This is a genomic window from Streptomyces amakusaensis (genome assembly GCF_039532665.1).
Lineage (GTDB): Bacteria > Actinomycetota > Actinomycetes > Streptomycetales > Streptomycetaceae > Streptomyces > Streptomyces amakusaensis.
The window spans coordinates 1-20,056 of sequence record NZ_BAAASB010000011.1 but is presented as its reverse complement, the minus strand read 5'-3'; the positions used below and the strand labels follow the sequence as shown (position 1 = coordinate 20,056).

The 20,056-nt window shown below is 71.5% G+C and carries 21 protein-coding genes, 3 tRNA genes and 1 pseudogene; 7 read left to right on the top strand and 18 right to left on the bottom strand.

The genetic code is table 11. From position 1 onward, the window contains the following. Positions 1-246: 246 nt before the first annotated feature. Together ABD371_RS19970 and ABD371_RS19965 are read left to right on the top strand one after the other, a co-directional pair. On the top strand, positions 247-1,473 hold the full coding sequence (locus ABD371_RS19970; protein WP_344478835.1) for a pyridoxal phosphate-dependent aminotransferase: 1,227 nt from the start codon (positions 247-249) through the stop codon (positions 1,471-1,473). Between the two features lie 137 nt (positions 1,474-1,610). Beyond that, positions 1,611-2,654, top strand: coding sequence for an adenosine deaminase (locus ABD371_RS19965; protein ID WP_344478834.1), 1,044 nt, complete (start codon positions 1,611-1,613; stop codon positions 2,652-2,654). Here ABD371_RS19965 and ABD371_RS19960 read toward each other — a convergent pair. From ABD371_RS19960 to ABD371_RS19935, 6 genes are all read right to left on the bottom strand, one after another. After that, complete coding sequence (locus ABD371_RS19960; RefSeq protein WP_344478832.1) at positions 2,644-3,699, bottom strand: UDP-N-acetylmuramate dehydrogenase; 1,056 nt, start codon at positions 3,697-3,699, stop codon at positions 2,644-2,646. The two genes, ABD371_RS19965 and ABD371_RS19960, sit on opposite strands and share 11 nt — an antisense overlap. Positions 3,700-3,810: 111 nt before the next feature. After that, the gene (locus tag ABD371_RS19955; RefSeq protein ID WP_344478830.1) at positions 3,811-4,239 is read right to left on the bottom strand and encodes a MaoC family dehydratase; all 429 of its coding nucleotides are present in this window, start codon (positions 4,237-4,239) and stop codon (positions 3,811-3,813) included. Continuing rightward, on the bottom strand, positions 4,239-4,691 hold the full coding sequence (locus ABD371_RS19950; RefSeq protein WP_344478829.1) for an FAS1-like dehydratase domain-containing protein: 453 nt from the start codon (positions 4,689-4,691) through the stop codon (positions 4,239-4,241). The genes ABD371_RS19955 and ABD371_RS19950 overlap by 1 nt, the downstream gene beginning before the upstream one ends. Before the next feature lie 153 nt (positions 4,692-4,844). Beyond that, positions 4,845-5,009 (bottom strand): 50S ribosomal protein L33, encoded by a 165-nt coding sequence (rpmG, locus tag ABD371_RS19945; protein WP_003956487.1) that lies wholly within the window; start codon positions 5,007-5,009, stop codon positions 4,845-4,847. A 97-nt stretch (positions 5,010-5,106) separates the two neighbouring features. After that, positions 5,107-5,179: transfer RNA gene (locus tag ABD371_RS19940), tRNA-Met, on the bottom strand. 46 nt (positions 5,180-5,225) lie between these two features. Further along, positions 5,226-5,298: transfer RNA gene (locus ABD371_RS19935), tRNA-Thr, on the bottom strand. 317 nt (positions 5,299-5,615) lie between these two features. Between ABD371_RS19935 and ABD371_RS19930 the strand changes: the two genes are divergently transcribed. Further along, positions 5,616-6,836 (top strand): amidohydrolase family protein, encoded by a 1,221-nt coding sequence (locus ABD371_RS19930; protein ID WP_344478827.1) that lies wholly within the window; start codon positions 5,616-5,618, stop codon positions 6,834-6,836. Positions 6,837-6,926: 90 nt separating this feature from the next. Continuing rightward, positions 6,927-7,583: an SDR family oxidoreductase gene (locus ABD371_RS19925; protein WP_344478825.1), complete on the top strand. Its 657-nt coding sequence runs from the start codon at positions 6,927-6,929 to the stop codon at positions 7,581-7,583. Positions 7,584-7,708: 125 nt separating this feature from the next. On the opposite strand, the gene ABD371_RS19920 is transcribed toward ABD371_RS19925, so the two are convergent. After that, positions 7,709-7,790 (bottom strand) — tRNA-Tyr (locus tag ABD371_RS19920). A gap of 194 nt (positions 7,791-7,984) precedes the next feature. Here ABD371_RS19920 and ABD371_RS19915 point away from each other — a divergent pair. From ABD371_RS19915 to ABD371_RS19905, 3 genes are all read left to right on the top strand, one after another. Next, positions 7,985-8,473 carry a YajQ family cyclic di-GMP-binding protein gene (locus tag ABD371_RS19915; RefSeq protein WP_190121733.1) on the top strand — a complete coding sequence of 163 codons (489 nt, stop codon included), beginning with the start codon at positions 7,985-7,987 and terminating at the stop codon, positions 8,471-8,473. 273 nt (positions 8,474-8,746) lie between these two features. After that, the gene (locus tag ABD371_RS19910) at positions 8,747-9,253 is read left to right on the top strand and encodes a methylated-DNA--[protein]-cysteine S-methyltransferase (protein WP_344479219.1); all 507 of its coding nucleotides are present in this window, start codon (positions 8,747-8,749) and stop codon (positions 9,251-9,253) included. Further along, positions 9,246-9,968 (top strand): alpha-ketoglutarate-dependent dioxygenase AlkB family protein, encoded by a 723-nt coding sequence (locus tag ABD371_RS19905; protein ID WP_344478823.1) that lies wholly within the window; start codon positions 9,246-9,248, stop codon positions 9,966-9,968. The genes ABD371_RS19910 and ABD371_RS19905 overlap by 8 nt, the downstream gene beginning before the upstream one ends. A 22-nt stretch (positions 9,969-9,990) precedes the next feature. Here ABD371_RS19905 and ABD371_RS19900 read toward each other — a convergent pair whose 3' ends face one another. From ABD371_RS19900 to ABD371_RS19850, 11 genes and pseudogenes are all read right to left on the bottom strand, one after another. Beyond that, complete coding sequence (locus ABD371_RS19900) at positions 9,991-10,260, bottom strand: GlsB/YeaQ/YmgE family stress response membrane protein (RefSeq protein ID WP_344478822.1); 270 nt, start codon at positions 10,258-10,260, stop codon at positions 9,991-9,993. A 224-nt stretch (positions 10,261-10,484) separates the two neighbouring features. Further along, the gene (locus ABD371_RS19895) at positions 10,485-10,877 is read right to left on the bottom strand and encodes a YccF domain-containing protein (RefSeq protein ID WP_344478820.1); all 393 of its coding nucleotides are present in this window, start codon (positions 10,875-10,877) and stop codon (positions 10,485-10,487) included. Next, positions 10,874-11,734, bottom strand: coding sequence for a zinc metalloprotease HtpX (gene htpX, locus ABD371_RS19890; protein WP_190121736.1), 861 nt, complete (start codon positions 11,732-11,734; stop codon positions 10,874-10,876). Before htpX ends, ABD371_RS19895 begins: the two co-directional genes overlap by 4 nt. 150 nt (positions 11,735-11,884) lie before the next feature. Next, on the bottom strand, positions 11,885-13,477 hold the full coding sequence (locus ABD371_RS19885; protein WP_381734087.1) for an NADH-quinone oxidoreductase subunit N: 1,593 nt from the start codon (positions 13,475-13,477) through the stop codon (positions 11,885-11,887). Beyond that, entirely contained in the window at positions 13,477-15,060 is a 1,584-nt protein-coding gene (locus ABD371_RS19880) for a complex I subunit 4 family protein (RefSeq protein ID WP_344478816.1), read from the bottom strand. Before ABD371_RS19880 ends, ABD371_RS19885 begins: the two co-directional genes overlap by 1 nt. Positions 15,061-15,063: 3 nt before the next feature. Next, positions 15,064-17,070, bottom strand: a complete 2,007-nt coding sequence (locus ABD371_RS19875) for an NADH-quinone oxidoreductase subunit 5 family protein (protein ID WP_344478815.1) — start codon at positions 17,068-17,070, stop codon at positions 15,064-15,066. After that, entirely contained in the window at positions 17,067-17,450 is a 384-nt protein-coding gene (gene nuoK, locus ABD371_RS19870; protein ID WP_344478813.1) for an NADH-quinone oxidoreductase subunit NuoK, read from the bottom strand. Before nuoK ends, ABD371_RS19875 begins: the two co-directional genes overlap by 4 nt. Further along, the gene (locus ABD371_RS19865; RefSeq protein WP_344478810.1) at positions 17,450-18,031 is read right to left on the bottom strand and encodes an NADH-quinone oxidoreductase subunit J family protein; all 582 of its coding nucleotides are present in this window, start codon (positions 18,029-18,031) and stop codon (positions 17,450-17,452) included. The genes nuoK and ABD371_RS19865 overlap by 1 nt, the downstream gene beginning before the upstream one ends. Next, on the bottom strand, positions 18,028-18,657 hold the full coding sequence (locus tag ABD371_RS19860; RefSeq protein WP_344478809.1) for a NuoI/complex I 23 kDa subunit family protein: 630 nt from the start codon (positions 18,655-18,657) through the stop codon (positions 18,028-18,030). Before ABD371_RS19860 ends, ABD371_RS19865 begins: the two co-directional genes overlap by 4 nt. 2 nt (positions 18,658-18,659) lie before the next feature. Next, positions 18,660-19,628 carry a complex I subunit 1/NuoH family protein gene (locus tag ABD371_RS19855; RefSeq protein WP_344478807.1) on the bottom strand — a complete coding sequence of 323 codons (969 nt, stop codon included), beginning with the start codon at positions 19,626-19,628 and terminating at the stop codon, positions 18,660-18,662. Continuing rightward, positions 19,625-20,056: pseudogene (locus ABD371_RS19850) on the bottom strand (NADH-quinone oxidoreductase subunit C); the annotation flags it as partial. The pseudogene ABD371_RS19850 and the gene ABD371_RS19855, both read right to left, overlap by 4 nt.

The window sequence follows — 20,056 nt, the reverse complement described above, 5'->3', positions numbered from 1 at the left end:
CGGAGATGTGGTTGGTGGGGGCCAACGACAGGTGAGTGTACGTGCTCAGGGGCCCGACGTCGAACAGACAGCTCCCGAGCGGGTCTTGTCCGCCACCCTCCGGGCCTGCGAAGGCGGTCCTGCGGACCCGTCGGAGGCCTTGCCGCGGGCTGATCGCCGGCCGATCGCGGGACACCCGTCCGGCCCTGTGTCCGGGAGTCGAAACACCTGTGCCGGAGGGGTTCCGCGTCTGGGACGATGGGCTGTATGAGCGCTGCAATCCCTCCGACCGAGCGCCGGGTCTCCGCCCGCGTCGGTGCGATCTCCGAGTCCGCCACCCTCGCCGTCGACGCCAAGGCGAAGGCCCTCAAGGCCGCCGGCCGTCCGGTGATCGGCTTCGGCGCGGGTGAGCCCGACTTCCCGACGCCGGACTACATCGTCGAGGCCGCGATCGAGGCCTGCCGCACCCCGAAGTACCACCGCTACACCCCCGCCAGCGGCCTGCCCGAGCTGAAGAAGGCCATCGCCGATAAGACCCTGCGCGACTCCGGCTACGAGGTCGACCCCGCCCAGGTGCTGGTCACCAATGGCGGAAAGCAGGCGATCTACGAGGCGTTCGCGGCGATCCTGGACCCGGGCGACGAGGTCATCGTCCCCGCTCCGTACTGGACCACCTACCCCGAGTCGATCCGGCTCGCGGGCGGCGTCCCGGTCGAGGTCGTCGCCGACGAGACGACCGGCTACCGGGTCTCGGTGGAGCAGCTGGAGGCGGCCCGTACCGAGCGCACCAAGGTGGTGCTCTTCGTCTCCCCCTCCAACCCGACCGGCGCGGTCTACAGCCGTGAGGACACCGAGGCGATCGGCCGCTGGGCCGTGGAGCACGGTCTGTGGGTGCTCACCGACGAGATCTACGAGCACCTGGTCTACGGCGACGCCGTCTTCACCTCGCTCCCGGCGGTCGTCCCCGAGATCCGCGACAGGTGCGTCGTGGTCAACGGCGTGGCGAAGACGTACGCGATGACCGGCTGGCGGGTCGGGTGGATCGTCGGTCCGAAGGACGTGGTGAAGGCCGCCGCCAACCTCCAGTCGCACGCCACCTCCAATGTCGCCAACGTCTCCCAGGTCGCGGCGCTGGCCGCGGTCTCGGGGAACCTGGACGCGGTGGCCGAGATGCGGGAGGCGTTCGACCGCCGCCGGCGGACGATCGTGCGGATGCTCGGCGAGATCGACGGCGTGATCTGCCCGGAGCCGGAGGGCGCGTTCTACGCGTACCCCTCGGTCAAGGGTCTCCTCGGGAAGGAGATCCGGGGCAAGCGCCCGGCGACCTCCGTCGAGCTGGCCGCGCTGATCCTGGACGAGGTCGAGGTCGCCGTGGTCCCGGGCGAGGCCTTCGGCACCCCCGGCTATCTGCGGCTGTCGTACGCCCTGGGCGACGACGACCTCGTCGAGGGCGTCTCGCGGATCCAGAAGCTGCTGGCCGAGGCGACCGACTGACCGTCTGAATCGTTCGACGTCTCACCGAACGGCCCCGCCCGGGAACTCTCCCGGCGGGGTCGTTCGTATGTTCTGACAAGAACCCGATCGGGGAATCCGGGTTACCTCGCGGGCCGGTCGTACGGCAGGATCCTCGGATGGAGCATGTACGAGACGTCAGCCGGCTTCCCAAAGCGCATCTGCATCTGCACTTCACCGGGTCGATGCGCCCGGCCACCCTGCTGGAACTGGCCGACAAGTACGGCGTCCACCTCCCCGACGCGCTGACCGGCGGGGAGCCGCCGAGGCTGCGCGCCACCGATGAGCGCGGCTGGTTCCGCTTCCAGCGCCTCTATGACATCGCGCGGTCCTGTCTGCGCTCCCCCGACGACATCCGGCGGCTGGTCAGAGAGGCCGCCGAGGAGGATCTCAAGGACGGCTCCGGCTGGCTGGAGATCCAGGTCGACCCGACCTCGTACGCCCCGATGCTCGGCGGTCTGATCCCGGCGCTGGAGGTCATCCTCGACGCCGTGGAGAGCGCCTCGCGGGACACCGGGCTCGGGATCCGCGTACTGGTCGCGGCCAACCGGATGAAGCACCCGCTGGACGCCCGTACCCTCGCCCGGCTCGCCGTGCGGTACGCGGACCGGGGCATCGTCGGCTTCGGGCTCTCCAACGACGAGCGCCGGGGGCTGGCGAGGGACTTCGACCGCGCCTTCGCCATCGCCAGGGAGGGCGGGCTGCTCGCGGCCCCGCACGGCGGCGAGCTGTCCGGGCCGGCCTCCGTGCGGGACTGCCTGGACGATCTGCGCGCCTCCCGGATCGGGCACGGCGTACGGGCCGCCGAGGACCCCCGGCTGCTGCGGAAGCTCGCCGAACGGCAGGTGACCTGCGAGGTCTGCCCCGCGTCCAATGTGGCGCTGGGGGTGTACGAGAAGCCCCAGGACGTGCCTCTGCGGACGCTGTACGACGCCGGGGTGCCGATGGCGCTGGGCGCGGACGACCCGCTGCTCTTCGGGTCCAGGCTGGCCGCGCAGTACGAGTTCGCCCGGCGGCACCACGACTTCACCGACACGGAGCTGGCCGAGCTGGCCCGGCAGTCGGTGCGCGGTTCGGCCGCGCCCGCCGACATCCGGGCCAAGCTGCTGGCGGGGATCGACGACTGGATCGCCGAGCAGGCCGTACCGGGGATCAGAGGCTGACGCCGACGGTCACCGGCTCATTGACCAGGGTCACCCCGAAGGCGTCCCGGACCCCGGCCACGACCTCGCGGGCGAGGGCGAGCAGATCCTCGGTGGTGGCCTCGCCCCGGTTGGTGAGGGCGAGGGTGTGCTTGGTGGAGATACGGGCGGGTCCGCTGCCGTACCCCTTGGTGAAGCCCGCCCTGTCGATCAGCCAGGCGGCCGAGGTCTTGGTCCGGCCGTCGGCGGCGGGGTAGGCGGGCGGCACGGCCTCGTCGCCGAGGCGGGCGCGGACCCGGCCGAGGAAGGCCTCGTACTCCCCCGCGTCCAGGATCGGGTTGGTGAAGAACGAGCCGGCCGACCAGGTGTCGTGGTCGGCGGGGTCCAGGACCATGCCCTTGCCCGCGCGCAGTTCCAGCACGGCGCGGCGGACGGCCGACAGCTCCGCGCGACCGCCGGGCTCGACGCCGAGGAGCCGGGCGGTCTCGGCGTACCGGACGGGGGCGGAGAGCCCGTCGGCGTCCTCAAGATCGAAGCGGACGCGGAGCACGACATAGCGGTCGGGGTGCTGCTTGAAGCGGCTGTGGCGGTAGGAGAACGCGCACTCGGCGTTGGTGAGGGTGACCGTCCGGTCCTCGCGGCGGTCGTAGGCGACGACCTCGCTGATCGTGGCGGAGACCTCCTGGCCGTACGCGCCCACGTTCTGGATGGGGGTCGCGCCGGCCGAGCCGGGGATCCCGGCGAGGCATTCGAGGCCCGCGAGGCCCGCTTCGACGGTACGGGCGACCGCGTCCGTCCAGACCTCGCCCGCGGCCAGCTCCAGCCGGCCGCCGTCGAGGGCGAATCCGCGGGTGGCGATGCGCAGCGCCGTGCCCTCGAAGCCCTTGTCGCCGATGACCAGGTTGCTGCCGCCCCCGATGATCAGCAGCGGTACGCCGGCGGTGTCCGCCTCGCGCACGGCGGCGATCACCTCGTCGTCGGTGACGGCGGTGACCAGCCTGGTCGCCGGGCCGCCGAGGCGGAAGGTGGTCAGGGGGGCGAGGGGAGCGTCGTGAATTTCCTGCACGCGCACAAGGGTACGGTCCGTGTCCGCGCCGGGCGGCCGGGTCCCCGGTGCGCCGCGGGGACGCCGCCGCCTCGCGGGCGGGGGCGTCCCCACGGGTGTGCCGCGACCGGCTCAGCCGAGCTGGACCACGGCCCTGGACATGCCGAGCACCTTGTCGCCGCCGCTGGTGGCGAGCAGGTCGACCCGGACCCGGTTGTCCTCCAGCAGCGCCGCGACCTTGGCGCTGACCTCGATGACCGCGCCCTCGTCGTCGTTGGGCACCACCACGGGCCGGGTGAAGCGGACGCCGTACTCGACCACCGCTCCCGGGTCGCCGGTCCAGTCGGTCACCACCCGGATCGCCTCGGCCATGGTGAACATGCCGTGCGCGATCACATTGGGGAGGCCGACCTCGACGGCGAACCGCTCGTTCCAGTGGATCGGGTTGAAGTCGCCGGACGCGCCCGCGTAGCGCACCAGGGTGGCCCGGGTCACGGGGAAGCTCTGGGCCGGCAGCTCGGTGCCGACCTCGACGTCCCCGTACGCGATCTTCGCCGTCATCACGCCCCCTCGGCGGCTCGCGCCACCAGCTTGGTCCACGCGGTCACCACATGCCCGCCGGTCTCGTCGTGCACCTCACCACGGACGGTGACGACGTCATTGCCCGCCAGGGACTTGATGCTCTCGATGGTGGAGACCACGCTCAGCCGGTCGCCGGCGCGGACCGGGCGGGTGTAGGCGAACTTCTGGTCGCCGTGCACCACCCGGTCGTAGTCCAGCCCCAGCTGCGGATCGCGGATCACGATTCCGGCGGCCCTGAAGGTGATCGCGAAGGCGAAGGTGGGCGGGGCGATCACCTCGGGGTGACCGAGTGCCTTCGCGGCGTCCGGGTCGGTGTACGCGGGATTGTCGTCCCCCACCGCCTCGGCGAACTCACGAATCTTCTCCCGGCCGACCTCATAGGGCTCGGTGGGCGGATAGGTCCGCCCCACGAAGGACTGGTCGAGCGCCATGGCGTGGCTTCCTCCTGACAAATTGATCTCGCCCGCCGGCTTCTGCGGCGGGCAGGCGCGGCGTCCCGAGCGGCCTTGACGGGACACCGGGACGCCGGAGAAACGACATGAGGCCGTCCCCGAATCGGGGACGGCCTCATGTACGAGCCTGTATCAGCGCGTTTCGCGGTGCGCCGTGTGAGAGTTGCAGCGCGGGCAGTGCTTCTTCATCTCCAGTCGGTCCGGGTTGTTACGCCGGTTCTTCTTGGTGATGTAGTTCCGCTCCTTGCACTCCACGCAGGCCAGCGTGATCTTCGGGCGGACGTCGGTGGCAGCCACGTGAGTGCTCCTTGGACGGACGGATGGACGGATTTTTAACGCAAACGCAACAAGAGTAGCCGATCCGAGGACCGACCCCGCAATCGGCTACTATGTGTAGCGGTGACCGGACTTGAACCGGTGACACAGCGATTATGAGCCGCTTGCTCTACCGACTGAGCTACACCGCTGCGATATCGGATCCCCTCGCCCGAGAGCGAGGATCTCCGATATCAGAGCCCCAATACGGAATCGAACCGTAGACCTTCTCCTTACCATGGAGACGCTCTACCGACTGAGCTATTGGGGCGAGCGATGAAGACATTACACGGTCCTCCGCCGATCGCCCAAATCCGTTTCGTGGGCCCCTGTCCGGCATCGGCCGCTCCCTCCCGGTCGGCCCCGTCGCGGCCCGGTGGCGGCCGGGCCGCGTCCCGGTCGCGGAGGCCTTCGCGGGGGCCTTCACGGGGACGCCCCAGCCGTCCCGTACGTCTCGCGCAACCACACCGGTACGACTATTCCGCTCCTCCTCGAAGCCCGGCCGCAGCGCCCCTAGGCTCGACTCACGCTGCGTGATCCTTCTCTCCCCCGCGCGGCCCGAGACCGCCCCCTCCCCGCAGGAGCGCGATGCCCGACAGCCAACCGCGGCCCCCCGACGGCGCGACCGCCGACTCCACCGCGCTGCTGCTGTGCGGCGCCCGGCTGACGGACGGCCGCACGGTCGACGTACGGCTCGGCGGCGGACGCATCGAGGCCGTCGGCACGGCCGGCAGCCTCCCGCCGCACTCCGCCCGGGTCGACCTGAGCGGCTATCTGCTGCTGCCCGCGCCCGCCGAACCGCACGGCCACGCCGACACCGCGCTCACCGCCGACTCCCCCGGCCCGGTCTCCTACGCCCCCGAGGACGTCCAGCGGCGGGCCACCGAGGCGGCGCTGCTCCAGCTCGGCCACGGGGCGACGGCGCTGCGCTCCCACGTACGGATCGGGGACGTCCAGGGCCTCGGCCCGCTGGAGGCCGTGCTCCAGGCCCGGCGCTCGCTGCGCGGGCTCGCCGATCTGACGGCGGTGGCGGTGCCCCGGCTGCTGACCGGGGTCGCGGGGGCGGACGGGCTGGCGATGCTGCGGGACGCGGTGAAGATGGGCGCTGCGGTGGTGGGCGGCTGTCCGGACGCCGACCCCGATCCGACCGGCTATGTCCAGGCGGTGCTGGAGGTCGCCGCGGAGCACGGCTGCCCCGTCGATCTGCACACCCACGGTGACGATCCGGCACGGCTCGCCCGGCTGGCCGCGATGGCGGGCGGGCTGCGCGCGGGGGTGGCCGTCGGGCCGTGCGCGGGGCTGTCCCGGATGCCCCGGGAGGTGGCCTCGCGGGCGGCGGACCGGCTCGCGGCGGCCGGGGTGACGGTGATCTGTCTCCCCCAGGGCGGCTGCGGCGCGAGCGAGCACCGGGGCAGCGCGCCCGTGCGCCTGCTGCGGGCGGCCGGGGTCAGGGTCGCGGCGGGCGGCGGGGCGCTGCGGGACGTCTCGAACCCGGTGGGGCGCGGGGATCCGCTGGAGGCGGCCTATCTGCTGGCCTCCCAGGGCGGGCTGGGGGCCCACGACGCGTACCGCTCGGTCGCGGAGACCGCGCGGGAGGCGATGGGCCTCCCGGAGGTCCGGGTGGAGGCCGGGTTCCCGGCGGAGCTGCTCGCGGTGCGGGGGGAGCGGATCGCGGGCGTGCTGTCCCTGGCGTACAGCCGGATCGTCATCCACCGGGGGCGGGTGGTGGCCCGGACGAGCGCGGTGCGCGAGTACTGCGACTCGGCGGTGGCCGTGGCGCTCGACCTCCCGCGCCAGGGCCGTCCCTGACGCCGTCTCATCCCTCCTCTCGGGGCGGCGGGGCGACGGGGGCGGGGCGGCGTCGGGCACCGGCGCGCCGTGGGGCGTACGGTCGGGGGCATGCGCATTGTCATCGCTGGAGGACACGGACAGATCGCACTCCGCCTGGAGCGGCTGCTCTCGGCGGGCGGACACGAGGTCGCGGGTGTGATCCGCGACCCGGAGCAACGCGCGGATCTGCGCGAGGCGGGGGCCGAACCCGTGCTCCTGGACCTGGAGTCGGCCTCGGTGGACGAGGTGGCCGAAGCCCTGCGCGGCGCGGACGCCGCCGTCTTCGCGGCGGGCGCGGGTCCGGGCAGCGGCATCGGCCGCAAGGACACGGTGGACCGGGCCGCCGCCGTCCTCTTCGCGGACGCGGCGGAGCGGGCCGGGGTGCGCCGGTATCTCGTCGTCTCGTCCATGGGCGCGGACGCCGGGCACCGGGGCGACGAGGTCTTCGACGCCTATCTGCGTGCGAAGGGCGCGGCCGACGACGACATCCGCTCCCGCTCAGGCCTCGACTGGACCGTCCTGCGCCCGGGAGCCCTGACCAACGACGCCGGCACCGGCCTGGTCCGGCTCAACGCCGCCACGGGCCGCGGGCCGGTGCCGCGCGACGACGTGGCCGCCGTCCTGGCGGAGCTGCTGGAGACCCCGGCGACGGCCGGGCTGACCCTGGAGCTGATCGGGGGATCGGTGCCGGTCTCCGTCGCGGTGAAGGACGTCGCGGGGAACTGAGGGGAACCGACCGGGGCTCTCGGGGGCCGGGCGGCTGCCGCCCGGCCCTGTCCGGCTCTCTCCGCTGGCCGACGAAAATGGCCCCTGATCAACGTTTCCGCTGATCAGGGGCCATCTCTATCGCGTGGCGGCGCCAGGATTCGAACCTGGGTAGGCTAAGCCGACGGATTTACAGTCCGCTCCCATTGGCCGCTCGGGCACACCGCCATGGATGTTGCCGCCTCGGGCGATCCGCTCTGTGGCGGTGCTCCTTGGCGACGACGTAAACGATACCTGATGCCCAGGGGTGCTACGCCACCGGATTGATCAGCGGTCCGGGCCGGTCCGGGTGGCTAGGCTTGGCCGAGCGGTTCGGGGACTCCGGCCGCCCTCCACACACCTGACCCAAGGAGCCACAGGACATGGCCGACTCCAGTTTCGACATCGTCTCGAAGGTCGAGCGGCAGGAGGTCGACAACGCCCTCAACCAGGCGGCGAAGGAGATCTCCCAGCGCTACGACTTCAAGAACGTCGGGGCGTCGATCGCCTGGTCCGGCGAGAAGATCCTGCTTCAGGCGAACTCGGAGGAGCGGGTCACCGCGATCCTCGACGTGTTCCAGACCAAGCTGATCAAGCGCGGGATCTCGCTGAAGGCGCTGGACGCCGGCGAGCCCCAGCTGTCCGGCAAGGAGTACAAGATCTTCGCGTCCATCGTGGAGGGGATCTCCCAGGAGAACGCCAAGAAGGTCGCCAAGATCATCCGTGATGAGGGCCCCAAGGGCGTCAAGGCCCAGGTCCAGGGCGAAGAGCTGCGCGTCAGCTCCAAGAGCCGTGACGACCTCCAGGCCGTGCAGGCACTGCTGAAGTCCCAGGACTTCGACTTCGCGCTCCAGTACGTGAACTACCGCTGACCCAATCCGCCGGCCCTGCCCTCCCCGCGCGGGACGGGCCGGGAGCGGAGTCGGCACGGGCGCGGCGGCCGGGCACGGACACACACGGGACTTCCGTGTGTGTCCGTGCCCGGCCGCCTTTCCGTGTCCCCGCGTTCTCCGTGCCGGGCGGCGGTGGCGGTCATGTCCGAAACCTGCCGGACACCGCGGTGCGGGCGCGGCACACTCGAAAGGGGCGGCGCTCGAAAGACGTGCCGCCAGGTGTGAGGAAGGGAACGAACGGCCATGACCGGCATGACGGTCCATACGACGATCGACAGCCCGCTGGGCGAGATTCTGCTGGTCGGAGCGGTCTCCGAGACGGCTCCGGGAGGTACGGCGCTCGCCTCGCTGTCGCTGCCCGGACAGAAGGGCGCGGCTGCCGTCCCGGAGGACGGGCGGCGCGATCCGGGGGCCTTCGAGGAGATCGGCCGACAGCTGACCGCGTATTTCGAGGGCCGGGCCACGGGCTTCGACCTGGAGTTCACGGAGTCGGGGACGGAGTTCCAGCGCGGGGTGTGGCGGGCGCTGGAGGAGATTCCGTACGGGGCGACGACGACGTACGGGGAGATCGCGGAGCGGGTCGGGACGTCCCGGGTCGGGGTGCGGGCGGTGGGGACCGCGATCGGGCGGAATCCGCTGCTGGTGGTGCGGCCGTGCCATCGGGTGATCGGCGCGGACGGGGCTCTGCGCGGCTACGCGGCCGGTCTGGAGCGCAAGGAGCGGCTGCTGGGGCTGGAGGGCGCGCTGAGCCATGGCTGAGGATGCCGAGGCTCTCTTTCCGAGGACGCTGGTCTCGGTCTCGGGAACGCCCGGGAGCCGGCCGGCCGGTGAGCCCTCGGTGATCGCCCCGGGGGCGGTGCATGTGCCGGGGTGGCTGCCGCCGGAGCGGCAGCGGGAGCTGGTGGCGGCCTGCCGCGACTGGGCGCGGGGACCGGTGCCGCTGCGGCACACGGCGCTGCCGGGCGGTGGGGTGATGTCGGTGCGGACGGTGTGCGTGGGCTGGCACTGGCAGCCGTACCGCTACAGCCGGACGGCGGACGATGTGAACGGCGCGCGGGTCGCCGGTTTCCCCGGCTGGCTGGTGGAGCTGGGACGGACGGCGCTGGCGGCGGCGTACGGGCGGGGCGGCGGGGAGCCGGGCCGGGAGTACACCCCCGACACCGCGCTGATCAATTTCTACGACGGCGCGGCGCGGATGGGGATGCACCAGGACAAGGAGGAGCGCTCGGAGGCTCCGGTGGTGTCGCTCAGCCTCGGGGACAGCTGCGTCTTCCGCTTCGGCAACACCCGTACCCGGGGCCGTCCGTACACCGATGTGGAGCTGGCGTCGGGCGATCTGTTCGTCTTCGGCGGGCCTTCGCGGTTCGCGTACCACGGGGTGCCGAAGGTGTACCCGGGGACGGGCGACCCCGCTGCGGGGCTGAGCGGCGGGCGGCTGAACATCACTCTGCGGGAGACCGGGCTGACCGGCTGAGACGCCGCCCCGGGCCGGGGCGTCAGCGCGAGCGGGAGTGGCCGAACAGCAGCCGGTAGCCGACCAGCAGCACCAGGGATCCGCCTATCGCGGCGGCCCAGGTGGTCCCGTCGTAGAACTCCTTGGTGAACGGCCGGTCGAAGAAGTGCGCCGAGATCCAGCCGCCGAGGGACGCGCCGACGACGCCGATGAGGGTGGTGATGATCAGACCGCCCGGGTCGCGGCCCGGGAGCAGAAGCTTGGCGATGGCCCCGGCGAGCAGACCGAGAATGATCCAGCTGATGATGCTCATGTCCTGAACCCGCCTTTCGTACGGTGTTGTTCTGATGACGCCGGATGTGCCCCTCCTGGTTCCGAAAGGGGCCCCGCCGGTGTCGGATCGACTGCCGCGCTGTCACTCACTGTCAGTCATATGTCCAGCATCGAGCGGGACATGCCTCCATGGTGACGTACGCCACTGACAGTCGGCCTTCGCGTCGGTTCAGAACGACGGGCCGCAAGCGGGTTCAGCGGGTGTCAGCGGGTGGCGAAGGGCTGGTCGGAGGGGACGATCTCCTTGCCCAGCGGCATCAGGGAGACGGGGATCAGCTTGAAGTTCGCGATGCCCAGCGGGATGCCGATGATGGTGACGCACAGGACGACGCCGGTGACGATGTGCCCCAGGGCGAGCCACCAGCCGGCCAGGACCAGCCACAGCACATTGCCGACGCACGAGGGCGCGCCCGCGTCCCGGCGCTCGACCACGGTGTAGCCGAAGGGCCAGAGGGCGTAGACGCCGATCCGGAAGGCGGCGAGGCCGAAGGGGATGCCGATGATCGTGATGCAGAGCAGAACACCGGCGAGGAGATAGCCGAGGAACATCCAGAACCCGCACAGAACCAGCCATATGACATTCAGGATCGTCTTCATGGGCGTTGACCTGCCATCTGTTCGAGTCGGGCGATGCGCTCCGCCATGGGCGGGTGGGTGGAGAACATCTTGGACAGGATCTTTCCAGGTCTGAAGGGGTTCGCGATCATCATGTGACTGGCGGTCTCCAGCCGGGGCTCGGCGGGCAGCGGCAGCTGCTTCGTACCGGCGTCGAGCTTGCGGAGGGCGCTCGCCAGGGCGAGCGGGTCGCCGGTGAGCTGCGCGCCCGACGCGTCCGCCTCGTACTCCCGCGAGCGGCTGACGGCGAGCTGGATGATGGCGGCGGCGACCGGCCCCAGGATCATGATCAGGAGCATTCCGGCGAAGCCCGGCCCGTCGTCGTCGGACCGGCCGACGGGGATCAGCCAGGCGAAGTTCACCAGGAACATCACCACCGAGGCGAGGGCTCCGGCGACCGAGGAGATCAGGATGTCCCGGTTGTACACATGGCTCAGCTCATGGCCGAGCACGCCTCGCAGCTCGCGCTCGTCGAGCAGCGAGAGGATGCCTTCCGTGCAGCAGACCGCCGCGTTGCGCGGATTGCGGCCGGTGGCGAAGGCATTGGGGGCCTGGGTGGGTGAGATGTACAGCCGGGGCATGGGCTGGCGGACCGAGGTGGAGAGCTCCCGGACGATGCGGTAGAGGCCGGGGGCCTCGAATTCGCTGACCGGGCGGGCGCGCATGGCGCGCAGCGCCATCTTGTCGCTGTTCCAGTACGCGTACGCATTGGTGCCGAGCGCGACGACGAGCGCGACGAGAAGCCCCGTACGGCCGAAGAAACTGCCGATGACGAGGATGAGTGCGGACAGTCCCCCGAGGAGTACGGCGGTCTTCAGCCCATTGTGCCGGCGGTGCACGGTACGCCCTCCAGGTGGTGCGGCAGGGGAACCCTTTTGCGTGGTGCTCCACTCTCCAGTGGACCCTTCTGTACTGGTCAACGCCAGGCGAAGGACGCCAGTTCCCTTGTGCTCCGTGCCGGGGGCCGGTCCGTTCGGGTGACGGTCCGGTCAGAAGAGGTCGGCCGCCGCGAAGCGGAGGACCAGCTGGGGGTAGCCGGACAGGACGACGCCCAGGACCGCGGCCAGGGCGATGGCCACGGTGACGGCGACCGGGGCACGGCCGTGCGCGGGGCGCGCGGCGGCCTCGGGCGCGCCGGCCGCCTCCGTGGTCTCCCCGGAGGCCGCGGGGGCCTCGGCGGGGGCCTTGAAGAGGATCGCGGTCCATTTCAGGTAGTAGTACAGAGCGATCACGACATTGACGCCCATGACCACGGCCAGCCAGCCCAGGCCCGCGTCGACGGCCGAGGAGAAGACGACCACCTTGGCGAAGAGCCCGATGATGCCCGGCGGCAGGCCCGCCAGGCAGAGCAGGAAGAAGCCCATGGTGAGGGCGGTGAGCGGGCTCTGCGCGTAGAGGCCCCGATAGTCCGAGATCCGGTTCAGCTGCTTCGTGCGCGCCACCAGGACCACCACCGCGAACGCGCCCAGGTTCACCACGGCGTACATGAGCGCGTAGGAGACGGTCGCGCCGATCTGGTCGTCGCTGGAGTACGCGGCGGCGGCGATCGGCACCAGGATGTAGCCCGCCTGTGCCACTGACGACCAGGCCAGCAGGCGTACCGCGCTCCATCGCCGGGTGACCGACTGGCGCAGGGCGGCGACATTGCCGGCGGTCATGGTCAGCGCGGCCAGCACCGCGATCGCCGGGCCCCAGACATCGGCGTACCCGGGGAACGCGATCACGGTGACCAGGATCAGCCCGGAGAAGCCGACCGCCTTTCCGACGACGGAGAGGAAGGCGGCGATGGGCAGCGGTGCGCCCACATAGGTCTCGGGGACCCAGAAGTGGAACGGGACGGCGGCCGTCTTGAAGGCGAAGCCGATGAGGGTGAGCGCCACACCGGTCTTGGCGAGGGTGTCCAGCTGGCCGGGGACTTCTCCCAGCTCGGAGGCGATCCGGGTGAGGTGGAGGGTGCCCGTGGTGGCGTACACGAAGCTCACGCCGAGCAGCGTCACGGCGGTCGCGGTGACGGAGGAGAGGAAGAACTTCAGCGCCGCCTCGCTGGAGAACCGGTCGCCGCGCCGCATGCCGACGAGGGCGAAGGCGGGCAGTGAGGCGACTTCGAGGGCGACCACCAGGGTGGCGAGATCGCGCGCGGCGGGCAGCAGCGCGGCGCCCGCGGCGGAGGAGAGCAGCAGGAACCAGTACTCGCCGACGGGGGGCTTGCCGCGCTCGCCGTGGAGCGAGAGCAGCGCGGTCAGCAGGGCTCCGCCCAGGACCAGCAGCTGGATCGCCAGGGTGAAGTGATCGGCGGTGTAGCTACAGGTGGCGGGGTCCGTGGTGAGACAGAACGTCTCGCGTTCGCCGTCGCGCAGCGGTACGAGGGTGATGATCGCGGCGAGCAGTCCGGCGATCGCGCCGACGCCCAGCAGACGCTTGTGCTTCTCGGCCACGAACAAGTCGGCGACCAGGCAGAACAGTGCCGCCGCCGCGGTGATGACGGGCGGCGCGATCGCGAGCCAGTCGACGGACTGGACGACGCTGGGGACGTCGCCGGCGGCGGTGACGACGGCGGGCGCGCCCCCGCCGATGGTCGTGATCACGACTTGCCTCCTGCGAGCAGCTTCTGCACGGCCGGGTCGGTCAGGCCGAGGAGGACCGCGGGCCAGAGTCCGGCGAGGACGGTGAGGGCGACGAGCGGCGACCAGGTGGCCAGCTCGTACGTCTGGACGTCGGCGATCGCCCTGGTCTCCTGGTCCTTGGGCCGTGGCACGCCCATGCAGACGCGGCGGACGACGATCAGGAGGTACGCGGCGGTGAGCAGGGTGCCGAGGCCGCCGATCGCCATGAAGGTGAGGAAGGCCGGGCGGTTCAGCCCCGGGGCCGGGTCGAAGGCTCCGAACAGCGCGAGCATCTCGCCCCAGAACCCGGCGAGGCCGGGGAGGCCGAGGGAAGCGACGGCGGCGAAGGCGAGCAGGGCTCCGAGCCGGGGCGCGCGGCCGTAGAGGGCCGCGCCGGTGGCTCCGGCGAGGGTGTCGAGGTCCGCTGTGCCGTAGCGGTCCTTGAGCGCTCCGACCAGGAAGAAGAGCAGGCCGGTGATGAGGCCGTGGGCGACGTTGGCGAAGAGCGCGCCGTTGACTCCGGTGGGCGTCATGGTGGCGATGCCGAGGAGGACGAAGCCCATGTGGCCGACGGAGGAGTACGCGATCAGGCGCTTGAGGTCGCCGCTCGCGCCCTTCTTGGCGAGGGCGAGGCAGGCGAGGGATCCGTAGATGATGCCGACGACCGCGAAGGCGGCGAGATAGGGCGCGAGGGTCCGCATGCCGTCGGGCGCGATGGGCAGGACGATACGGACGAATCCATACGTTCCCATCTTCAGCATGACGCCGGCCAGCAGGACGGATCCGACGGTCGGCGCGGCGGTGTGGGCGTCCGGCAGCCAGCTGTGCAGCGGCCACATCGGGGTCTTGACCGCGAGGCCGATGCCGATCGCCAGAACGGCGATGAGCTGCGTGGACGCGGTCAGCGCCCGGCCGTTGTCAGTGGCGAGTGCCACCATGTCGAATGTGCCGGCCTGCAGCCCGATCAGCAGCAGTCCGAGCAGCATGATCACGGAGCCGAGCAGCGTGTAGAGGATGAACTTCCAGGCGGCGGGCCGACGGGCCTCTCCGCCCCAGCGGGCGATGAGGAAGTACATCGGGATGAGCACCATCTCGAAGGCCAGGAAGAAGAGCACCAGGTCGAGGACGGCGAAGGTGGCGAGCGTCCCCGATTCGAGGACGAGCAGCAGCGCGACGAAGGCCTTGGGCGACGGGCCCGCGGGCATCTTGTAGTAGCTGTACAGCGCGCAGAGGAAGGTCAGCAGCGCGGTCAGGACCAGAAGGGGGAGGGAAATGCCGTCGACGCCGAGATGGATGCGCACATCCAGGGCGGGGATCCAGCTGATGTCCGTCGTTGCCTGCATGTTCGACGGCTGGTCGTGGTCGAACCCGATGACCAGGGCGATCGCGGCGGCCAGGATGACCCCGGTGACGGTGACGCCGTGGCGCAGGACCGCCTGGTCGGGGTTCTTGCCGCGCAGTCCTGGCGGGGCCGGCAGCAGGGCGGCGACGGCTCCCAGGAGGGGGCCGACGACGATGAACGCGAGAAGGAACTGCATCACGGACTCGCTGATATCGATCACGGCTCACGATCCCGCGTTGACGTTGGAGAGGACGACGGCGGCGATCGCCAGGACCACGGTGCCCGCGAGGAGCGCGCTCAGATAGGTCTGCACATTGCCGGTCTGGGCGCGTCGCACGAGGACGCCCAGCCAGTTCGCGCCGGTGCCCGAGCCGCGCACATAGGTGTCGACGACCTCGCGGTCGAGGAAGCGGACGAGTTCGGCGCCGGCCTGTACGGGGCGGACGAAGAGCAGGTGGTAGACGGCGTCGAGGTGGAAGCCGGTCACCGCGTGGCGGTGGAGGGGCCCCAGCAGCAGCCGGCCGGGGTCGGCCGGGTCGGGTGCTCCGGCGACCGAGCCGTAGGCGGCCTCGTGGGTGGCCACCGCCTCGGCCTCGACGGCGGAGGGCCCGGCGTCCGGGTGGGCCACGACGGCCGCCTCGGGCATCGGGACGGCCAGGCCGTCGCGGTGGCGCAGGGTGCGCCAGGCTCCGTAGGTCAGCAGCGCGCCGATCAGGGCCACACCGGTGCCGAGGACGGCGGTGAGCAGGGTGGGGGCGAGGCCCCGGCCGTCGAACCACTCGTCGAAGTAGCCGAAGGCGGCCCCGAGGCCGAGCGAGGGCACCGCGAGCAGCCAGAGCACGGAGGTCATGGCGCGGGGTTCGCGGCCGTGGTCGGGGGCGTCGGCACCCCGGCCCCGGAAGGCGAGCAGCCACAGCCGGGTCGCGTACGCGGCGGTGAGCAGGGCGGCCAGCAGGCCTGCGACCAGCACGGTCCAGCCTGCGGCGGCGGGGGCGGTGAGGCCGCCGAGCGCGCTGTGCTCGGCGGCGACGAGGACGGCTTCCTTGGAGAAGAAGCCGGCGAAGGGAGGGATGGCGACGAGCGCGAGCAGGGCGACGGTCATCGTCCAGTAGGCGTCGGGGATCCGCTTCGGCAGCCCGCTCATCCTGGACATGGCGGCCAGCGAGTTGGTGCCGGCGGCGTGGATGACCACACCGGCCGCGAGGAAGAGGAGCGCCTTGAAGGCACCGTGCGAGATGAGGTGGAAGACGGCGGCACCCCGGTCCGCGACCGCGAGCGCGCCCGCCATGTATCCGAGCTGGCCGATGGTCGAGTAGGCCAGCACCCGCTTGATGTCGTCCTGGGCGAGCGCGGCGAGTCCCGAGCCGACCATGGTGACCGCCGCCATCACGGCGAGGACGATCAGCGCGGCGTCGGAGGAGGCGAAGAGCGGAAGGAGCCGGGCCACGAAGTAGATGCCGGCCGCGACCATCGTCGCGGCGTGGATCAGCGCGGAGACGGGGGTGGGGCCCGCCATCGCGTCGGGCAGCCAGGTGTGGAGCGGGAACTGCGCCGACTTGCCCGCCACACCGGCGAGCAGCAGCAGCGCGATCAGCGTGGGGTGGTCGATGCCGCCCTTCTCGACCGCGTCGAGGATGCCGGTGATCCGGAAGGTTCCGGCGTCGGTGGCGAGTGCGAAGAGACCGATCAGGAAGGGGACGTCGCCCAGCTTGGTGACCAGGAACGCCTTCAGGGAGGCGGCGCGCGCCTCGGGCGTCTCCCAGTAGTGGCCCACGAGGAAGTACGAGCAGATGCCCATGATCTCCCAGCCGACCAGCAGCACCATCAGATCGCCGGAGTAGACGACCAGCAGCATCGCGGCGGTGAAGAGGGAGACGAGGGCGGCGTAGGAGGGGTAGCGCGGGTCGTCGCGGAGATAGGCCGTGGAGTAGATCTGCACACAGGAGGCGACGACGCCGACCAGAGCGGCGACCAGGACGGCGAAGCCGTCCAGGTGGAGCGCGAGGTCGATGGGGACCGAGCCGGTCGGGGTGAACCGGGTGGCCGCGTCGATCGTCTCTCCGCCGCCCTGGCGGACGGCGACGACGACCGCGAGCACGGCCGCCGCGAGAGTCGGCAGGATCGCCAGGGGACGGACGAAGCCGGGGGCCTTCCGGCCGAGGAACAGTCCGGCCGCCGCGCCCAGGAACGGAAGGAGGGGGACGAGGACGGCGAGGGTGGTGGTGGTCACGCGGTGGCCTCAGCCTTCTGCGTCCGCTGCGCCGGGGCGGTCGCGTCAGGGTCGTCGGAGCTGTCGTCGTCGGGGCCTTCGGCGGTGTCCCGGAGCCGGTCGACGTCCGAGCTGCCGCGGTTGCGGTAGACCATCAGGACGATCGACAGGCCGATGCCGATCTCGGCGGCGGCGATGGCGATGGTGAAGAGGGTGAGCGCCTGGCCGGAGTGGAGGGCGTCGCGCAGCCAGACGTCGAAGGCGACGAGGTTGAGGTTGACGGCGTTGAGCATCAGCTCGACGGACATCAGGACCAGGATCGCGTTGCGCCGGGCGAGCACTCCGTAGAGGCCGGTGCAGAAGAGGAGGACGCTCAGCACTGCGGGGTAGGCGAGGTGCATCAGCGCTCTCCCTCGGAATCCTTGGCGGAGCCCGTTCCGGAGTCCTTGGCATGCTTGCGGGAGAGCACGATCGCACCGACGAGGGCGGCGAGCAGCAGCACGGAGAGGGCCTCGAAGGGCAGCACCCAGTGCCGGAAGAGGATCGCGCCGACGGTGTCGGTGGAGCCCTGGGCGGGTCCGTCGAGATCGATCCAGCTGGTGCGGAAGGCGTCCACCACGACCCAGACCAGGGCGGCTGCGGCCGCGCCGGCCACCGCGAGGGCGACCGGGCGGTTGCCGGAGTCGGCGTCCGGGGAGTGGCCGATGGGGGCCTTGGTGAGCATCAGCCCGAAGAGGAGGAGGACGACCACGGAGCCGAGATAGATCAGCACCTGGACCCAGGCGATGAACTCGGCCGTGAGGAGCAGGTACTCGACGGCGAGGCCGCCGAGAGCGACCACCAGCCAGAGGGCGGCGTGCACCAGCTGCCGGGTGGTGACGGTCATGACGGCCGCGCCGAGGGTGACGAGGCCGACGAGGATGAAGGCGATCTCGACGCCGGTCGGCGAGAGGAAGCCCTGTGTCGTGGCGGCGAGGTTCATGCCGTGCCTCCGTCGCCGGCGGCGGGCGCGGCCGGGGGTTCGGGGGTCTTGGGAGCGGCGGCCGGGGGTGCGGGCGCCGGAGCTTCGGGGGCGGGCTCGGCCTGGGCGGCGGCGAGCTTCTCGGCGGCCTTGCGGGCCGCCGCGATCTCCTTCGGCTCCTCGGCGGCCGGGTCGAGCGCGGGCGGCGCGGGGACCGTCCACATCCATTCGCGGAGTTTGTCCCGCTCATGGGTGAGTTCGTGGATGTCCGTCTCCGCGTATTCAAACTCCGGCGACCAGAACAGCGCGTCAAAGGGGCAGACCTCGATGCAGATACCGCAGTACATACAGAGCGAGAAGTCGATGGCGAACCGGTCGAGGACGTTGCGGCTGCGCTCACGGCCGCCGGGGGCGGCCGCGGGCACCGTCTCCTTGTGGGAGTCGATGTAGATGCACCAGTCGGGACACTCACGGGCGCAGAGCATGCAGACCGTGCAGTTCTCCTCGAACAGTCCGATCACGCCGCGGGAGCGGGGCGGAAGCTCGGGCTGGACGTCGGGGTACTGCGCGGTGACGGTCTTCTTCGTCATCGTGCGGAGGGTGACGGCCAAGCCCTTGGCCAGGCCGGAGCCGGGGATGGGAGGCATGGTTACTGAATCACCACCTTCACGACGCCGGTGAGGGCGATCTGGGCGAGAGCGAGGGGGACGAGGGTGGTCCAGGCGAGCTTCTGGAGCTGGTCCTCGCGCATCCGCGGGTAGCTCACCCGCAGCCAGATGATGATGAAGGCGAGCACGGCCGTCTTGAGCAGGGTCCAGACCCAGCCCAGGCCGTCGTCGCCCATCGGTCCGTGCCAGCCGCCGAGGAAGAGCACGGTGGTCAGACCGCAGAGCACCACGATGCCCGCGTACTCGGCGAGCAGGAAGAGCGCGAAACGGAGGCCGGTGTACTCGGTGTACGCACCGAAGATGATCTCGGAGTCGGCGACCGGCATGTCGAAGGGAGGACGCTGGAGCTCGGCGAGGCCCGCGACGAAGAAGACGATGGCGCCGACGATCTGCCAGGGCAGCCACCACCACTCGAAGGCGTCGAGGATGCCGGTCAGCGAGACCGTGCCGGCCGCCATGGCGACGGAGGCGGCGGCCAGCAGCATCGGCAGTTCGTACGCCAGCAGCTGGGCGGCGGTCCGCAATCCGCCGAGGAGGGAGAACTTGTTGGCGGACGCCCAGCCGGCCATCAGCGAGCCGAGGACGCCGACGCCCATGACCGCCATCACGAAGAAGATGCCCGCGTCGACCACCTGGCCGACCGCGCCCTCGCCGGGGCCGATCGGGATGGCGACCAGCACGAGGAGGTAGGGGAGCAGGGCGACGGCGGGGGCGAGCTGGAAGATCCGGCGGTCGGCGTTGGCCGGGACGACGTCTTCCTTCTGGGCGAACTTCACTCCGTCCGCCACCAACTGGGCCCAGCCGTGGAAGCCGCCCGCGTACATCGGGCCGAGCCGTCCCTGCATATGGGCCATCACCTTGTGCTCCGCCTGTCCGATGACGAGCGGGAGGGCGATGAATGCGGCGAAGACGACGAGGAGCCGGAAGGCGACGTCTAGGGCGTCGTTCACGCGGGGTCGCCTCCGGTGCGTTCGGTGGGCTCGCCGCCCTCGGGTCCGTCACCGGACTCGGGCCGGGGCTGGGGCCGTGGGGTCGGTTCGGGGGCCGGGGTCGCCTCCGGGGCGGGGCTGTCCGCCGCCGGGGTCTCCGCCGGTGCCGGCTTCGTGTCGTCGAACGCCGGGCGGGCGTGGTGCCAGGGCGCGTCCGGGGCCGCTGCCGGAGCCGCGTCCGCGTCCGGCGCGGCGGGCGGGGGCGGCGGGGTCTGGCTCGCGGAGCCCTCGCTCGCGCTGCGGGTGCGGCGCGGGGTGGCGGCGGGGGCCGCGGGTGCGGCGGTTCCCGGGGTGGCATCGGCGGCCGGGGGCGGGGCGGGGGTCTGGCTCGCGGAGCCCTCGCTCGCGCTGCGCGCGCGGCGGGCCGGGCGCTCGGCGCCTGCGGCACC

Bases quoted from the DNA above. Each gene is read 5' to 3' on its own strand.
- ABD371_RS19970 (WP_344478835.1), top strand. From the start codon at position 247: ATGAGCGCTGCAATCCCTCCGACCGAGCGCCGGGTCTCCGCCCGCGTC.
- ABD371_RS19965 (WP_344478834.1), top strand. From the start codon at position 1,611: ATGGAGCATGTACGAGACGTCAGCCGGCTTCCCAAAGCGCATCTGCAT.
- ABD371_RS19955 (WP_344478830.1), bottom strand. From the start codon at position 4,239: ATGACGGCGAAGATCGCGTACGGGGACGTCGAGGTCGGCACCGAGCTG.
- ABD371_RS19950 (WP_344478829.1), bottom strand. From the start codon at position 4,691: ATGGCGCTCGACCAGTCCTTCGTGGGGCGGACCTATCCGCCCACCGAG.
- ABD371_RS19930 (WP_344478827.1), top strand. From the start codon at position 5,616: ATGCCCGACAGCCAACCGCGGCCCCCCGACGGCGCGACCGCCGACTCC.
- ABD371_RS19925 (WP_344478825.1), top strand. From the start codon at position 6,927: ATGCGCATTGTCATCGCTGGAGGACACGGACAGATCGCACTCCGCCTG.
- ABD371_RS19915 (WP_190121733.1), top strand. From the start codon at position 7,985: ATGGCCGACTCCAGTTTCGACATCGTCTCGAAGGTCGAGCGGCAGGAG.
- ABD371_RS19910 (WP_344479219.1), top strand. From the start codon at position 8,747: ATGACGGTCCATACGACGATCGACAGCCCGCTGGGCGAGATTCTGCTG.
- ABD371_RS19905 (WP_344478823.1), top strand. From the start codon at position 9,246: ATGGCTGAGGATGCCGAGGCTCTCTTTCCGAGGACGCTGGTCTCGGTC.
- ABD371_RS19900 (WP_344478822.1), bottom strand. From the start codon at position 10,260: ATGAGCATCATCAGCTGGATCATTCTCGGTCTGCTCGCCGGGGCCATC.
- ABD371_RS19895 (WP_344478820.1), bottom strand. From the start codon at position 10,877: ATGAAGACGATCCTGAATGTCATATGGCTGGTTCTGTGCGGGTTCTGG.
- nuoK (WP_344478813.1), bottom strand. From the start codon at position 17,450: ATGCACCTCGCCTACCCCGCAGTGCTGAGCGTCCTCCTCTTCTGCACC.
- ABD371_RS19865 (WP_344478810.1), bottom strand. From the start codon at position 18,031: ATGAACCTCGCCGCCACGACACAGGGCTTCCTCTCGCCGACCGGCGTC.
- ABD371_RS19860 (WP_344478809.1), bottom strand. From the start codon at position 18,657: ATGCCTCCCATCCCCGGCTCCGGCCTGGCCAAGGGCTTGGCCGTCACC.